We start from the raw sequence: 15,981 nt of genomic DNA, 5'->3' as shown, positions 1-15,981 counted from the left end.
ATGCCGCGCATCGCGCTGGGGCTGAGCTACGACGGCGCCCCCTGGCTGGGCTGGCAGACCCAGCCGCACCGGCGAACCGTGCAGGACCGGCTGGAGTCGGCCCTGGCCGACTTCGTCGGCCAGCCGGTGGCCACCACCTGCGCGGGCCGCACCGATACCGGCGTGCATGCCGCCCAGCAGATCGTGCATCTGGATACCGGGGTATTGCGTCCCGAACAGGCCTGGGTGCGCGGCGTGAACGCGCACCTGCCGCCCAGCATCGCGGTGCGCTGGGCCCGCGAGGTGCCGGCCGACTTCCACGCCCGTTTCTCCGCGCGTTCGCGTTCCTATGTCTACCTGCTGCTGGACGATCCCGTGCGCTCGCCGCTGTGGACGGGCCGCGCGGGCTGGAGCTTCCGGCCACTGGACCTGGAGGCGATGCGGTCGGGGGCTGCCCATCTGCTGGGCGAACACGACTTCAGCAGTTTCCGCTCGTCCGAGTGCCAGGCCGCCTCGCCGGTGCGTACGATGCACGAACTCGGCATCGAACGGCGCGGCCGGCTGGTGGTCTTCACCCTGCGCGCCAATGCCTTCCTGCACCACATGGTTCGCAACATCGTGGGGGCGCTGGTGTACGTGGGGCAGGGCAGGCAGCCCGCCGACTGGATGCCCGCGCTGCTGGCCGAGCGCAACCGGACCAAGGCCGCGCCCACGTTCTCGCCCGACGGCCTGTACCTGACGGCCGTGGGCTATCCCGGCGACTACGGCCTGCCGTCCACCGACGCGACCGACGAGATCCGCCTGGGGTGCTGATCCGCCGGCCGCCTGGCCGGCTTCCTAGCGGCAGCTGTAGTTCGCGCCGTCGGTGGCGGAACCGCTGCCCTTGTAGGTGGCCTTTTGCGGGTGGACGCAGATCGGCATGCTGACGCTGGCATCGGCCGACTTCAACATCAGCGGTCCGGGCTGCGTGCCTTTCTCGACCCAGGCGACCAGGGCGTCGAAGAACTGGTTGGCGGCGGGCAGCGGCACGGTGTCGGCCGTGGCTGCCGGCCCCGCGCTGCCGCTGACGGAGCCCACGCCGGCGCAGTGGCCCATGCCGGGGACCAGGTACAGCCGGTTGAAGGCCTGGACCGCCTCGATGCCGCCCATCTTGTCCGCCACGCGGCTCAGGTAGTTCAGCGAGCCGGCGGGCGTGATCAACTGATCGGCCAACCCGTGATAGCTGATGACCTTGCCGCCGCCGTCGCGCAGCCGCGTCAGGTCGGGATTGTCGGTGTTGATATGGCCGAAGGCCGCTTGCAGCGCGATGCCGCGGTCATAGGCGTTGGCCAGGTCGGCGTAGCTCATGTCCTTCCACTTGTCGGCGCCGTTGCCGGTCGCGTTGATGAAGGACGAGGTCGCATAGGCCGGGTTCTGCAATTCCAGCGCGACCATGTCGGTGGCGATGGTGAACGGGCGGGCGACCGGGGGCGTGCCCGAGGATCCGGCCAGGCCGCTGAGGTCGGTACCGCGCGTCAGGCCCCACCAGAGCTGCCTGCTGGCCAGCGTGGTGCCGCTGGCGTTGTCCGCCTGCGGGTCGGGGGCGCTGCCGTCGGCGGTCTGGCCGTACCAGATCTTGTTGATGGTACGGGCTTCGGCCAGCGAGACGCAGGCGGCGTCGGTGCTGGTGCCGACCACGCCGTTGCCGGCGACGCCCGCGCACAGCGCCGAGGCGTCGCGCGTCGGGTCGTATCGGCATTGGCCGGGATCGGCGATGAAGCCCAGGTGCTGGCCGCCCACCGTGTCGCAGGCGCTGACCGCGGCCGCGCTGACGCGGCGCAGCTTGTCGGCGGCGATCGGGCCGCCCAGGTCGCGCTGCATGGCCACCTGCGGATACAGCTCGTTGGTGATGAACCGGGTCCAGTTGAAGGCGGGCGCGCCGTTCAGGTAGCCGTCGTAGTCGTCCGGGTGTTCCTGGGCGATCTTGTAGCCCTGGCGGCCGCCGGTCGAGCAACCCTCCCAGTACGCGTACTGCTGCGGCTTGCCGTAGTACGCCTCGACCAGGGCCTTGGTCTTGACCGCGAGCTCGTGCAGGCTGCGTTCGGCGAAATCTCCCCACAGCGCGCTATTGATCGTGCCGTCCTCCTTCATCGCGAACGAGCCGTTGCCCGCGATGGCGTGGCCGGTGTCGGTGGTGCCGACCGCATAGCCCAGCGCCGCGGTGGCGGCGGCCCCGGCGTTGCCGATCTGCGTGGCCGAGGCCTGGCTGCCGCCGGCCCAGCCACCGCCGCCCAGGTTGCGGATACGCTGGTTCCAGTTGGCGGGCGTGGGCAGCCAGACCTCGAGGCCGATGCCGGGCGAGGTCGACGGTGCGCCCGCGGTGCCCGCATTGCCCGGACCGACCACCATCTTGACCAGGCACATGTCCTGGCTGGCCTTCGCCGGCGCGGGCGTGGCGGGAGTGTCCGCCAGCGCCAGGGCATCGCCCTGCCTGAACGCCTTCGCCAGGATGACCCGGGTATTCGCATCGGGTTTGAACGCCGTCTTCATGCTGTCGTCGCAGCTGAGCGTGGCCGAGGGCGAGGGAGGGGGCGGGGCGGGCGGATCGTCGCTGCCGCCACAGGCGCCCAGGGCGGCCAGCAGGCCCGCGGCCCAGGCGCGCGGTGGCAGGGTCGGGAGGGGGCGAAGGAGGGGGGAGGGATGCTGCTTCGGGCGTGCCATGATGATCTCCTCGGTAGGCAGCCGGGCTGCCGTCTTTCTTATGGGTGGAACCGCAGGCAGATGAACGCTTTCATGCAGGATAGTTCTTGTTTTTGTGATCGAATCATGCATATTGATGCATGATTGCTCAATCTAGGGCTTGTACCTAGCCTGCCCGACAGGCCGGCGACGGACGAAAGCCGCGGGGCGGTATGATGGCGGGATGTCCCGTACCCGTATCAAGATCTGCGGCCTGACCCGCGAGGAAGACGTCGCCGCCGCCGTCGGCGCGGGCGCCGATGCCATCGGCCTGGTCTTCTATCCCCCCAGCCGGCGGGCGCTGTCCCCGGCGCGCGCGGCCGAACTGCGGCGCCTCGTTCCGCCGTTCGTCGACGTGGTGGCCCTGTTCGTCAATGCCTCCGACGCGCAGGTCCGGGAGGTGCTGGACGTGGTCCGGCCCGACCTGCTCCAGTTCCATGGCGACGAGACGCCGCAGCAATGCGAGCGCCACGGCCACCGCTACCTGCGCGCCTTCCGGGTGGGCGGGCCGGGCATGGAAACGTCGCAGGCTTTGCTAAAATCGTGCCTACAGTACGGTTCCGCCGCAGGCTGGCTGTTCGACAGCCATTCCGACGGCTACGGCGGTAGCGGGAGAGTGTTCGATTGGTCTTTGGTCAGCAGCGAAAGCGCGCGTCCGGTCGTTTTGTCTGGTGGGTTGCATGCCGCAAATGTGGCGGCAGCCATTGAGTCCGTGCGCCCGTTCGCTGTCGACGTAAGCAGCGGCGTGGAAGAATCGCCAGGCATCAAATCCGCCGCCAAGATTGCCCAGTTCGTGGCGCAGGTGCGGCAAGCCGACGGCTATTGACGCCGCATTCCCCAATCCTTCCGGCGCGCGCCAGGCGCGCGGGCCGGGCTTCATAGCCGGGACCATCCCAGTGAAAACCTACGATTTCCCCGATGCGAGGGGCCATTTCGGCCCATATGGCGGCGTGTTCGTGGCCGAGACGCTCATGCACGCCCTGGACGAACTGCGCCAGAACTATGCGCACTACCAGCACGATCCCGATTTCATCGCCGAATTCAACTATGAGCTCGAGCACTTCGTGGGCCGCCCCAGCCCGGTCTACCACGCCAGGCGCTGGTCCGAGGAACTGGGCGGCGCGCAGATCTGGTTCAAGCGGGAAGACCTGAACCACACCGGCGCCCACAAGGTGAACAACTGCATCGGGCAGGCGCTGCTGGCCCGCCGCATGGGCAAGCGCCGGGTGATCGCCGAGACCGGCGCCGGCCAGCACGGCGTGGCGACCGCCACGGTCGCGGCCCGCTACGGCATGGAGTGCGTGGTCTACATGGGCAGCGAGGACGTCAGGCGGCAGGCCGCCAACGTCTACCGGATGAAGCTGCTGGGCGCGACCGTCGTGCCCGTGGAATCGGGCTCGCGCACGCTGAAGGATGCGCTGAACGAAGCCATGCGCGACTGGGTGACCAACGTCGAGGACACCTTCTACATCATCGGCACGGTGGCCGGTCCGCACCCGTATCCGATGATGGTGCGCGACTTCCAGACCGTCATCGGCAACGAGTGCCTGGTGCAGATGCCCAAGGCCGCCGGGCGCCAGCCCGACGTCGTGATCGCGGCGGTGGGCGGCGGCTCGAACGCCATGGGCATCTTCCATCCCTACCTGCCGTACGACGACGTTGCGCTGGTGGGCGTGGAAGCCGCCGGAGAAGGCATGGAGACCGGGCGCCACGCGGCCTCGCTGGCCGGCGGCGCGCCGGGCGTGCTGCACGGCAACCGCACCTACGTGCTGCAGGACGCGAACGGACAGGTGATCGACACCCATTCCATCTCGGCCGGCCTGGACTATCCGGGCGTGGGCCCCGAGCATGCATGGCTGATGGACAGCGGCCGGGCGACCTACGTGGGCGTCACGGACGAGGAGGCCCTGGCGGCCTTCCATCACTGCTGCCGGATCGAGGGCATCATCCCGGCGCTGGAGTCGTCCCATGCCATCGCGCATGCGGTCCGGCTGGCGCCCACGCTGCCCAAGGACAAGATCCTGCTGGTCAACCTTTCCGGACGTGGCGACAAGGACATGCATACCGTCGCCGAACGTTCGGGCATCGTGCTCTGAGGGCGGTCTCCATGTCGTCATCCTCCCGTATCGCGGCCGCGTTCGCGCGCCGCGCCGCCGCTCCGGGCGCCTGCGCCCTGATTCCCTACGTCACCGCCGGCTACCCCACGCCGGCCAGCACGGTACCCATCATGCACGAACTGGTGGCCGCCGGCGCCGACGTGCTGGAACTGGGCGTGCCGTTCTCCGATCCCATGGCCGACGGGCCGGTCATCCAGCGCTCCAGCCAGCACGCGCTGGAACAGGGCGTGGGCCTGCGCGACGTGCTGGCCATGGTCAAGGAATTCCGCCGCACCGACAGCCAGACGCCGGTGGTGCTGATGGGCTATGCCAACCCCGTCGAGCGCATGGGGCAGGCCGCCTTCGCCGCCGCCGCCCGGCAAGCCGGCGTGGACGGCTGCCTGGTGGTGGACTATCCGCCCGAGGAAGCCGGCGAATTCGGCGCATTGCTGGAAGAACATGGCGTCGACCCCATCTTCCTGCTGGCGCCGACCACCACCGACGAGCGCATCCAGGCCGTGGCCCGGGTCGCCCGAGGCTACGTGTACTACGTGTCGCTCAAGGGCGTGACGGGCGCCGGCCACCTGGACGTCCGGGACGTCTCGCGCAGGCTGGCGCACATCCGGCAGTTCGTCTCGCTGCCGGTGGGCGTGGGCTTTGGCATCCGCGACGGCGACAGCGCCCGGGCGCTGGGCGCCGAGGCCGACGCCGTGGTCATCGGCACCCGGCTGATCCAGGAAATCGACGCCGCCGCCCAGGGCACTCCCCCGGAACGACAGCCCGAAATCTGCGCTCGCGCAGCGGGGGCATGGTTGCGTACAATCCGGGGGGCGCTAGATGCCCCGCCTCCGGGCGGGGCCTCCCAAGAATCAAGGAAATCCGCATGAGCTGGATAGAAAAACTGCTCCCTCCCCGCATCAAGACCACCGACGGCTCTCCGCGCCGCGTGCCGGAAGGCCTGTGGGTCAAGTGCCCGTCGTGCGAGTCGGTGCTGTACCGCGACGACCTGGTCAAGAACCTGAACGTCTGCCCCAAGTGCGAGCATCACATGCGCATCGGCGCGCGCCAGCGCATCGACGCGCTGCTGGACGCCGAGGGCCGCTACGAGATCGGCATCGGCACGCTGCCGGTGGACAGCCTCAAGTTCAAGGACACCAAGAAGTATCCCGACCGCCTGCAGGACGCCATGGCGCAGACCGGCGAGACCGACGCGCTGGTGGTCATGGGCGGCGCCATGCACACCCTGCCCGTGGTGGTGGCCTGCTTCGAGTTCGAGTTCATGGGCGGTTCGATGGGCTCGGTCGTGGGCGAGCGCTTCGTGCGTGGCGCGCAGGCCGCCATCGAGCAGAAGGTGCCGTTCATCTGCGTGACCGCTTCGGGCGGCGCGCGCATGCAGGAAGGCCTGCTGTCGCTGATGCAGATGGCCAAGACCACCGCCGCGCTGACGCTGCTGTCCTCGCGCAAGCTGCCGTTCATCAGCGTGCTGTCCGATCCCACCATGGGCGGCGTGTCGGCCAGCTTCGCGTTCATGGGCGACGTCGTGATCGCCGAGCCCAAGGCGCTGGTCGGCTTCGCCGGTCCGCGCGTGATCGAGCAGACCGTGCGCGAGAAATTGCCCGAGGGCTTCCAGCGCGCCGAGTTCCTGCTGGAGAAGGGCGCCATCGACATGATCGTCGATCGCCGCAAGATGCGCGAGGAGATCGCGCGCCTCCTGGCGCTGCTGACGCAGCAGCCTGCGGACGCGGTGGCCTGAGGCAGGAAAGAAACTGCGGCTAGTCTGCAACGCGACCGGTCATCGGTCGTATGCAGATGTAACGGGTTTGTTATAGTCGGAGTTTCCTTTCCCTCTTTCCGCGGGGGACCGCATCCTGCCCCCGCGGGGCAGGCGATCTTGGCGGTGCCCGCGCGAAGCTTCACAGGCAGCCGATCCGATGAAAAAAACCGCCCTAGCAGCCGCGCTTCTCGCTCTTGCTTCCTTCTCGGCCCACGGGGCCGATCCCACCGGCGGTTTCGCCAACGGCGGCTGGAGCGCACAGTACGGCGTGATCGACGGCAACCATCGCGCCACGCTCAACTACGAAACCTCGCCGCTCTGGCACATGAAGCTCGGCTCGACCCGCCTGGAACTCGTGGGAGAACTGGGCGGCTCGTACTGGTGGACCTCGAGCGCGCTGCCGGGCTACGCCCGCCACATGTGGCAACTCAACGCCATCCCGATGTTCCGCTGGTGGCCCACCGAACGCTTCTACATCGAAGGCGGCATCGGCGCCACGGCCGTCAGCGAGACCAAGTTCCACGACAAGGACATCAGCTCCACCTTCCAATTCGGCGACCACATCGGCGCCGGCTTCAAGCTGGCCGACAACATGCGCCTGGGCCTGCGCGTGTCGCACTTCTCCAATGGCGGCATGAAGAAACCCAACCAGGGCCTGAACCAGGTCCAGCTGAACTTCGCCATGGGTTTTTAGCCCCTCCTACGCGCTTCGCGCGCCCCCCAGGGGGCGATGCGCGTGGACCGGAAGGGAAGCCCACCCCACGCGGCCCATGGCCGCGCCCCTCAAGGGGCGGCGCTGGCGGACCGGCAAAGCCGGATCCGCTGCGCCCTGGGTCAGGGGCGGTCGCGGATACAAGAATGGCCTTGCATCATATGCAGGGCCGTTTTTATTGAGCCCAAGCGGCTGCCAGGTAGTATCGCCGTTCTCAGCCAGCCCGTTGGTACCCCAGGATGCGGTGGATCCGGCTCCGCCGGTCCACCCGCATCGCCCCCTGGGGGGCGCGCGTCAGCGCGTAGGGGGGGGGCCTCGATCACCCGCCGATGTAGCTCATTTCTATGCGGCCGGAGCGGGGCGTGTCGGCGGAGCGGCGTTCGGAGTAGTTGTCGGTGCGGGCCCGCCAGATGCGGGCGATGGCGGTGGCCAGTTGTTCGTCGCTGGCGCCGCCGCGCAACAGGGTGCGCAGGTCGTAGCCCTGGTCGGCGAACAGGCACAGGTAGAGCTGGCCCTCGGTGGACAGGCGGGCGCGGGTACAAGATGAACAGAAGGCCTGGGTGACGCTGGAGATGACGCCCACTTCGCCGCCGCCGTCGCGATAGCGCCAGCGCTGGGCGACTTCGCCAGCATAGTGCGGCTCCAGGGTTTCGAGCGGCCAGCGGGCGCCCAGGCGGCGCAGGATGTCGGCAGAGGGCACGACTTCATCCATCTTCCAGCCGTTGGAGGCGCCCACGTCCATGTACTCGATGAAGCGCAGGGTGTGGCCGGAGTGGCGGAAGTGCTCGGCCATGGGTTCGATCTGGTCGTCGTTGAGGCCCTTCTTGACCACCATGTTGACCTTGATGGGCCCCAGGCCCGCCTCGGCCGCGGCATCGATGCCCTGCAGCACGTCGGCAACGGCGAAGTCGACGTCGTTCATGCGGCGAAAGACCGTGTCGTCCAGCGCGTCCAGGCTGACGGTGACCCGGTTCAGGCCGGCGTCGGCCAGGGCGCGAGCCTTGCGCGCCAGCAGCGACGCGTTGGTGGTCAGGGTCAGGTCGAGCGGCTTGCCCGATGGCGTGCGCAGCTCGGCCAGCCGGGCAACCAGGGTCTCGATATTCTTGCGCAGCAGCGGTTCGCCGCCGGTCAGGCGGACCTTCTCGACGCCGTGGGCCACGAACAGCCGCGCCAGCCGCACGATTTCCTCGAAGCTGAGCAGGGCGTCGTGCGGCAGGTAAGGGTAGTCCTTGCCGAAGACTTCCTTGGGCATGCAGTACACGCAGCGGAAGTTGCAGCGGTCGGTGACGGAGATGCGCAGGTCGTGCAGCATCCTGCCGCGCGTGTCCGCCAGTTGGCCGGAGGGCGCGATGAGGTCACTGGCGTCGACGGGAACAGGGCGGCGCGCGCGGTAATCGGTCAGCAGGATGGTTTTTTCGGTCACGGTGCGAAGGACGGCAACAGGGGCGGGACTGGCCCGCCATGTTCTGTAATACTACCCCATGGCACGGGTGGAGCCTGCATCGCTACAATGGCCGGCATCGCCGGAACGCGGTTCTTGCAAGGGAATGGGATGAGACGTGGACGGGGCCTGCTCGGGGCGGGCATGATGGTGGCGCTTGGCGCCTGCGGAGGCGGGGATTCGGGCGATGGCGGCGGCCCGGCCGCGGTGCAGCAGTATCCGGCGGGCATCTATACCGGCAAGGCCGGGCCGCTCGCCACACAGCGCGATTTCATCGGCATCGTCGACGGCGGCCGCAATGGCACCGGCGGCAATTTCTATTTTGCCCTGGATACCGGAACCAGCCGCGGGTACGACGGCCTGTACGGTGGCCTGAGCGTCACGCTGGCCACGTTGCGCGCAACCAATGCCACCTACTATTCCACGGTCGATGGAAAATTCGTCGCCAATGGGGTGACGGTGTCGGGCATCGTGACCGGCGCGGCCTCCGCCGAGAACCCCGGAGCCCGTATCAGCGGGAACTACAGCAACCCCGCGGGCACGGCCGCGGCCACGTCGTCGCCCCTGGTGCCGTTTACGCTGGATTACCGCGAGGATCTGTACGTGCGGGCGTCGTCGCTGGCGACGATGGCGGGTACGTACCAGGGGGGAGGCCCGTTCGGCGGAGCCTGGAACATGACGGTGGACACCGCGGGCCGCCTGACCGGCAGCAACAGCGGATGCGCCCTGACCGGCTCGGTGTCCACGCCGAATCCGGCACGGGGCGTCTACGGCATCGTGCTGAATCTCGCCGGTACCGGCTGCTCGCGTCCGGGTTCCACGCAAACGGGATGGGCGGTCCTGACCTACGACGCCAAGGGCGCCAAGAGCGGCATCTGGGTGTTCACCACCGATGCCGACTCCAAGGCGCTGAACACGTTCATCCTGAACGGCCTGGCCGACAACAGCGTCGAGCCGCCGGACCCCGCCACGCCGCAGTTCGCCGAAGGGTACTGGACGCCCACCAGCGGCGCTTTCGAGGGTGTCGTCACGCCCGACAGCTACTATTTCCTGTATCGACGCAACGGAGCGGGCTATGACGTCCTAAGCGGACGGCTGACGCGGGTCGCGGGCAGCAACAGCAAGATGACGGACGAGGCGGCGACGTTCTACAGCGCGCAGGGCACGACCGCGGCCACCTCGCTGAACGGGACCGTCATCGGCGATGCATTCACGGGCAGTTTCGCGGATCCGGCGGCGGGCAATGCCGCCACGCAATTCGCGATGGCGAAGGACGGCATCTATCAGGCCGCGCCCGCCAGGCTGGCGGCCGTGGCGGGCAAGTCCTACCAGACCCCGTCGCTGGAGCCGCTTTCCATGACCGTGAACGTGGCCGCCGACGGCGTGCTGAGCGGTTCGCGCGAGGCATGCCGGATCGTCGACAGTTCGACCGATGGCGGACCGATCAGCCGCATCGGGCCTTATCCGGGGATCACCACGCAGAACCTGTTCCAGGTGAAGCTGATATTCACCGGCGCGGCGTGCGCGGGGAGCGAGGACGGCATCGCGGTGGCCGTATATGATCCGGGCGCCCAGACTGCCAAGGGATTGCGGATCTTCACCCTGGGCACGCTGACCAGCAGCACGCAGCGCGTTGCCAAGGTGGCGCAGTTGGCGACCCCGGCCCCCTAGCGCTAGTTGCCCGGATACAGCGACCGGTACGGCGTAAGCGGATACGCCACCGGTCCGCTGTATGGATGGAAGGCATAGCGCAGGTACACGCCGCCCATCAACTGGCGGTAGTCGCGCGCGTTGTCCATCGCCAGTTGCCCTCCCAGCGTCAATTGCGGCGCGATCTGGTATTCCATGGCCGCGGCCAGGCTGTAGCCCAGGCCGGTCTTGGTCTGCCCCGGATAGAAGGCGCCATTGGCGTTGGAGGTCAGGCCGAAGGCCGCGGCATCGATGGCGGCCTGCTGGGCGGCCGATTGCAGCGAGCCGTTGGTCGGGAAGTAGGGCGCCGAATCTTCCTTGAAGCGCTGCACGCCCAGCGATCCCTTGACCAGGTAGGAAAGGCGGCCGCTGCGCTGCGTCCACGAGACGGGCACACTGGCGGCGAAGAATTGCTGCGGGCTGAAGTAGCCGCCGTGGCCGTAGGTGAAGTAGCGCAGGTTCTTGTCGTAGCCGATGCCGGTGAAGTTGACGCCCGCCGTCAGTTCCGAGTCGGGCGTGCGGACCAGCCGCCAGTACAGGCCGCCGCCGCCTTCCAGGCGGGTGTTGGAGGCGACGTTCTCGCCGGTCAGCGCATGGAAGGCGCCGTAGCCGTAGACGCCGTAGTCGCCGTTGTCCCAGGTCAGTTCCAGGCGGCCGCCGGTGGCTGAGACGCCGCCCCAGGTCTGGCCGGTGCGCGCGTCGCGCGCGCCGGCGAAGGACAGCAGGCTGTCGGTGACGGGGCGGCGGGAGACGTCGGCCGAGTACGAGACTTCGCTGTTGATCGGGCCCTTGAATTTGAGGCCGGCGTTGATGTCCGTGTGGCGAAAGCCGAGCGGCGTGGTGCCCACGTCGGCCTGCAGGCGCTCGGATTCGTAGGCCACGGCCAGGCCGACGCCCGACTGGCTTTGCGAACCGGCGCCGCCGGTCGAACCCGCGGCCTGCTGAAGCGCGGCGACGGGGCCGCCGCCGAAGCGGCTGGACGCATCGTAGGAACTGCCCGGGGTGCCCGCATCGAGCGAGACGGGCGTGGCGCGCAGGGCCATCCTGCCGTCTCCCACCGGGAAGCGGTATTCGATCGGGGCCTGGATGTCGGTCAACTTGCCCAGGCCTTCTTCGCCCTGGCGCGTGCGCACGGTGCCGCCCACCGTCAGCGCGGGGCTGCGGGCTTGCTGGATGTCGTTGAGTTCGTCCATGGCCGTGCGGGGCCGGTCGGCCTGGGCCGCGGCCGGATCCCAGGGCCGGGCCTGGGCCGGCTGCACGGCGTAGCCGCCATAGCCGGGCGGCGGCGTCTGGGCGGCCACGGGCGGGGCATAGTAGGGCAAGGCGGCCTGGGGCGCGGTCTGCAACGGCATGGGCACGTAGGCGGGCGCCGCCGCTTGCGCGGGATAGGGCGGATAGGCGGGCGCCGGGGCGGCATTGCGCGCGGCCGGTTGTGTGCCGGGTTTGCGGCTGCCGGCCGTCGTCCGCGCGGCCGGCGCGGCGGGCTGGGCGGCGGCCGGTGCCAGGTACTCGGCCGGCGTGGGCGGAGCGCTGGGCGCCGGCGTGCCGTAGGGCGTGTAGCCCGATGCCGCGGCAAGCTGCACGGGCTGGGCTGCGAATCGCGAGGCGCCCGCCGGCGGCGGGATGTAGGGTTGCGGCGCGCCGGCATAGGCGGGTTGCGGCGCGGCCTGGGCCGGCAGCATGGCCGTTTGCGCCGCCGCGTAGGCCGGAGCGGGGGCGTAGCCGCCCGCCATCGGCACCGGGGCCGCGCCCCCATAGGGGGCGGGCGCGAAGGGACGTGGCGCCAGGGTCGAGCTGGAGCGCTGGCCCGGCAGCCCGACGAAGGGATTGCCGGAGCGCCCGGGGGCGGCGCCGGGCTGGCCGTTGGCCGCATAGGCCGGCGCGATGCCGCGCTGCCGGTTCTCGGCCTGGACGGCCGCGGCGAAATACTGTTCGGCCTTGCTGGACTTGCCCTGCGCGCGGTAGAGCCGGCCGGCGGCGGTCAGCACTTCCGGATTCTGGGGCGCCTGCCGCAGCGCGTTGTCGAGCACGTTCTCGGCATAGCCGTATTCCTTGGCCGAGGTCGCCATCGACGCGGCGGCCAGCATGGTCTCGAGATTGCGCGGGTCCTTCTGCAGCAACTGGTTGTACAGGCCCAGCGCCTGCTGGTAGTCGCGCGCGTCGGCGTACATGCGGGCCAGGGCGCCGACCACCTGCGGGTCGTCGGGCCGTTCGGCCAGCAGCGGCGCGAGGGTGTCGTAGGCCATGACGAGATCGCCCGACGTGCGCAGGCCGTCGGCCTGCCGCACGATGTAGGCCACGCGGATGTCCTCGTAGCTCCTGCGCTGGGTCGGGTTCATGGTCTCGGACTGGAGCTGACGCAGGATGCCCGCCAGTTCGACGTCCTGCCGGGTGCGCAGCAGGATCGCGGCGTATTGCAGCCGCAGGCCGATGTCGGGCCGCGTGGTGCGCGACAGCAACTGGCGCATCATGTTGAGCGCGCGTCCAGTGTCGCCGGCGTCGGTGTAGCCCAGCGCGATGGCGCCCAGCAGTTCCGGATCCTTGCCGGCCTGGGGCTCGGCCTGGGCCAGCAGCGCGATCGCTTCCTGCGCGCGTCCCTGCCTGGCCAGCTCGGCGGCATCGGCGGCCTGGACGTGCACCCAGGCGCGCTTTTGCAGCGCGGCCATGTCGCGGGTGCGGCTTTGCGCGGGAATGTTGTCGAGCGTGTTCAGCGCGCCGCGCCAGTCCTGCATCTCGGTGGCCAGCAGCGCGCTCGCGTACTGTGCCTCGGGCAGGTCGGGGTTGGAGACGAGCAGACCGTCCATGACGCCGCGGGCATCGTTGTAGGCGCCCATCTTCATGTACAGGCGCGCCAGGTCCAGCCTTATCCAGGGGCTGGTGGGATCGTTCAGCAGGGCGTCCTCCAGGGCCACCCGCGCGCCGGCATCGTCGCCGCGCTGCGCGGCCGCCTTGGCCGCTCCCACCGCCTGGGCGGCGCGCAGCCGCCCCAGTTCGCCGATCCGTTCCTGCTGCTGCGGGGTCAGCTTCTCGACCAGGGCCAAGGCCTGGTCGGGCTTGTTGTTCTGCGCCATTACTCCCACCAGGCCGCGCAGCGCGTCGGGATTGTCGGGCTGGCGCGCCAGTACGCGGCGGTAGGCCGCTTCGGCGGCATCGAGCTGTCCGCTTTCGGCCAGCACGTCGCCCAGGCTGTTCTGGCCGGTCGGTTCGGCCGGATCGAGTTTGATCGCCTGTTCCAGCGTGCGCCGGGCGCCGTCCAGGTCGCCGTTGGCGCGCTGGGCGCCGGCCTGGCCGATCTGACTCCAGTAGGCGGCGCTGTTCAGGGCCGAGCGCCAGCGGGACGCGGAACCCTGCCGCGAGGCGCGTTCCAGCAGGTCGCGCGCCTGGGTGAAGTTTTCCTGCCGCAGGCGGATCAGGCCCATCCCGCCCAGCGCGTCGCCGTCAGCCGGCCGTGCCGCCAGCACGGCCTGGAAATCGCTTTCGGCCTTGACCAGGTCGCCGTTGTCCAGCGCCTGGAAGCCTTCCATCACGCGGCGGCGCTGCGGATCCGCCGACACCGCGGCGGCCTGGCGGGTCTGCTGCTGTTGCCGCTCGATCTCGTCGAGCTTGGTCTTGACGCCCGTGTCGTCGGGATAGACGTCCAGATAGGCCCGGTACAGCGGGGCATCGGCCGGCCGCGTGCCGGCCCAGGCCAGCGCCTTGCGCCAACTGTCGGCGGCGGCCTTGCCCACATCCTGGCGCCGGGCCAGCGCGGCCAGTTGCTGGATGCCTTCGCGCCGAGTCGATTCGCGGTAGGTCAGGTGCTGGGCCAGCGCCAGTGCGATCTGCGGATCGTTGGGGGATTCGCCGGCCAGCTTCTGCAGGCCGCGGCGGGCTTCCTCCCAGCCTTGCGGGGTGCCGCCCAGGGTCTGGTAGTACTCCAGCGCCAGCGGGCCTTCCGGGGCCTTGCCGCCCAGCGCCGTCTGGTAGGTGGCCAGCGCCTGGTCGGTCTGGCCGCTGCGCGCCTGCTGGCGGGCCTGTTGCAGCACCTGGGCCTTGCCGCCCAGGTCGATGGCCTGCTCCAGGCGGCCGATCAGCGGGCTGCCGGGATGGCTGCGCCGGAGTTGGGCCAGGTAGGCGCGGGCCTGCTCCGGGCGGCCGCCATCGAGTTCGATCTGGGCCAGGCCGTACAGCGCGTCGGGATGGTTGGGCGCGAGCCGCAGCAGCTTCTGCCACGCTTCGGCGGCGCGTTCGCCGTTGCCGCGCGACTGCCAGTACTGGCCCTGCTCGACCAGGACCTTCACGGGGTCGCTCTGGGCCAGCGCGCCGCCGTGCAGGGCCGCGGCCAACAGGCCCAGGATTACCGTGTTGTGGCGTGCTGACATGCCTTCTCCCAGCTCAGCTTGAGTGTCCCCGAGGACAGGAATCGATACCGTTGTTGGTCCCAGCCGATCCCGAACAGTCCCAGCACATGATCGTAATAGCGTGGCGCCTGTTCGGGCGGGGCCCGGGGATCCGCGGGCAGGCTGGCCTGGACGCGGGTCCGCTGGCGCTTGAGCTCGTCGCTCGCGCCGCGCGCCGCGAGATAGGGTAGCAGCGCCGCCGAAAAACCTACAGGGGCCTCGCCCTTGGCGGCGCCGGTGGCGGCGTCGACCGATTCGGGCGGCAGGCCGGTGGCGGCCGTGGCCTCCTGCATGCCGGAGAGGGCCTGCAGCAGTGTCTTGCGCGCGGGATCGCCGGCCGGGGTCATGCCCGCCCACAGGTAGTTGCGGATGGCGTCGTAGCTGCCGACGGCACCCTTCTCGGGGTCGGCCACGAAGCCCGCGGCCTTCCCCTCGGGGGCCTGGTAGGCGACCCAGTCGGCCACGAAGCCGCGCGGCGCGGTGGCCTGGATCATGCGGACGGTGTTGGCGGCGATGGCCTGCCAGGGACCGTCGCGGTCGATCAGGGCGAACCGCCGCAGCAGGGGCACGGGCAGGTAGCTGGGGTTGAGCCGCCACAGCGGGCCGGACAGCGCGAAGCCGGTGGGGCCGGGCAGCAGCATCCTGCCCAGGCCGGGCAGGTCGGCCACTTCGTCGGCGGCCACCCGCGCCAGCAGGGCGCGCGCATCGCGGGCGTAGTCGGCGCGGTTCCACAGGCGGCCGGCCTCGGCCAGCGCGTACACGAACCACAGGTCGGCGTCCGAGGCCGCGTTGGCGTCGATCACGCCCCAGCTTCCATCCTGGCGCTGGCCCCATTGCCAGGCGGGCAGGCGGCCGCCGATGTCGCCCGCGGCCAGGTTGTCGATGCTCCAGCGCCAGACGCGGTCGAAGACCGCGCGGTCGTTGGCGACCAGCGCGAAGAACATGGCGTAGGACTGGCCTTCGGACGTGGAGGGGCGCTGGGCGACGCTATGGTCGATGACACGGCCGTCGGCTTGGACGAAGCGGCGCTGGAAATCGCTCCACAGCGGCCAGTCTGCCGGTTGGCAGGCCTGGGCCCAGGCGCCCGCCGGCAGTATCGCGGCGAGCGCCGACAGCGCCGCCAACCGGCGCCGCCATCGCGCCGCCAGGCCGCGGCTCGGAGCCTGGCGCGGAGGCGGCAGGATCCCGGCCAT

The 15,981-nt window shown here is 70.0% G+C and carries 11 protein-coding genes; 7 read left to right on the top strand and 4 right to left on the bottom strand.

Annotation, left to right across the window (positions count from 1 at the left end):
- Positions 1-792, top strand: a complete 792-nt coding sequence (gene truA, locus R4823_RS16545; RefSeq protein WP_338615467.1) for a tRNA pseudouridine(38-40) synthase TruA — start codon at positions 1-3, stop codon at positions 790-792.
- A gap of 24 nt (positions 793-816) precedes the next feature.
- Here truA and R4823_RS16540 read toward each other — a convergent pair whose 3' ends face one another.
- On the bottom strand, positions 817-2,679 hold the full coding sequence (locus tag R4823_RS16540; protein WP_338615465.1) for a tannase/feruloyl esterase family alpha/beta hydrolase: 1,863 nt from the start codon (positions 2,677-2,679) through the stop codon (positions 817-819).
- Between the two features lie 202 nt (positions 2,680-2,881).
- Between R4823_RS16540 and R4823_RS16535 the strand changes: the two genes are divergently transcribed.
- The 5 genes from R4823_RS16535 (at position 2,882) to R4823_RS16515 (ending at position 7,261) form a co-directional block, all read left to right on the top strand.
- Complete coding sequence (locus tag R4823_RS16535; protein ID WP_087839217.1) at positions 2,882-3,523, top strand: phosphoribosylanthranilate isomerase; 642 nt, start codon at positions 2,882-2,884, stop codon at positions 3,521-3,523.
- A 70-nt stretch (positions 3,524-3,593) separates the two neighbouring features.
- Positions 3,594-4,793 (top strand): tryptophan synthase subunit beta, encoded by a 1,200-nt coding sequence (gene trpB, locus R4823_RS16530; RefSeq protein ID WP_338615463.1) that lies wholly within the window; start codon positions 3,594-3,596, stop codon positions 4,791-4,793.
- 11 nt (positions 4,794-4,804) lie between these two features.
- On the top strand, positions 4,805-5,680 hold the full coding sequence (gene trpA / locus R4823_RS16525; RefSeq protein ID WP_087839219.1) for a tryptophan synthase subunit alpha: 876 nt from the start codon (positions 4,805-4,807) through the stop codon (positions 5,678-5,680).
- Positions 5,677-6,546 (top strand): acetyl-CoA carboxylase, carboxyltransferase subunit beta, encoded by an 870-nt coding sequence (gene accD, locus R4823_RS16520; RefSeq protein ID WP_087839220.1) that lies wholly within the window; start codon positions 5,677-5,679, stop codon positions 6,544-6,546. The genes trpA and accD overlap by 4 nt, the downstream gene beginning before the upstream one ends.
- A 178-nt stretch (positions 6,547-6,724) precedes the next feature.
- Positions 6,725-7,261 (top strand): acyloxyacyl hydrolase, encoded by a 537-nt coding sequence (locus R4823_RS16515; RefSeq protein WP_087839221.1) that lies wholly within the window; start codon positions 6,725-6,727, stop codon positions 7,259-7,261.
- Positions 7,262-7,598: 337 nt separating this feature from the next.
- On the opposite strand, the gene moaA is transcribed toward R4823_RS16515, so the two are convergent.
- A complete protein-coding gene (gene moaA, locus R4823_RS16510) occupies positions 7,599-8,702 on the bottom strand; it encodes a GTP 3',8-cyclase MoaA (RefSeq protein ID WP_087839222.1) in 1,104 nt (367 codons plus the stop codon).
- A gap of 129 nt (positions 8,703-8,831) precedes the next feature.
- On the opposite strand from moaA, the gene R4823_RS16505 reads away from it, so the two are divergent.
- Positions 8,832-10,391, top strand: coding sequence for a hypothetical protein (locus tag R4823_RS16505; RefSeq protein ID WP_132980448.1), 1,560 nt, complete (start codon positions 8,832-8,834; stop codon positions 10,389-10,391).
- Positions 10,392-10,393: 2 nt separating this feature from the next.
- Here the strand turns inward: R4823_RS16505 and R4823_RS16500 are convergent, their stop codons facing one another.
- Complete coding sequence (locus tag R4823_RS16500) at positions 10,394-14,770, bottom strand: cellulose synthase subunit BcsC-related outer membrane protein (RefSeq protein WP_338615459.1); 4,377 nt, start codon at positions 14,768-14,770, stop codon at positions 10,394-10,396.
- Positions 14,746-15,981 carry a cellulose synthase complex periplasmic endoglucanase BcsZ gene (bcsZ, locus tag R4823_RS16495; RefSeq protein ID WP_087840492.1) on the bottom strand — a complete coding sequence of 412 codons (1,236 nt, stop codon included), beginning with the start codon at positions 15,979-15,981 and terminating at the stop codon, positions 14,746-14,748. The genes R4823_RS16500 and bcsZ overlap by 25 nt, the downstream gene beginning before the upstream one ends.

Origin of the sequence: Pigmentiphaga sp. CHJ604 (assembly GCF_036972535.1) — a bacterium.
Lineage (GTDB): Bacteria > Pseudomonadota > Gammaproteobacteria > Burkholderiales > Burkholderiaceae_B > Pigmentiphaga > Pigmentiphaga daeguensis.
The sequence above is the reverse complement of the archived record's forward strand: the minus strand, read 5'-3'. Positions and strand labels throughout refer to the sequence as shown.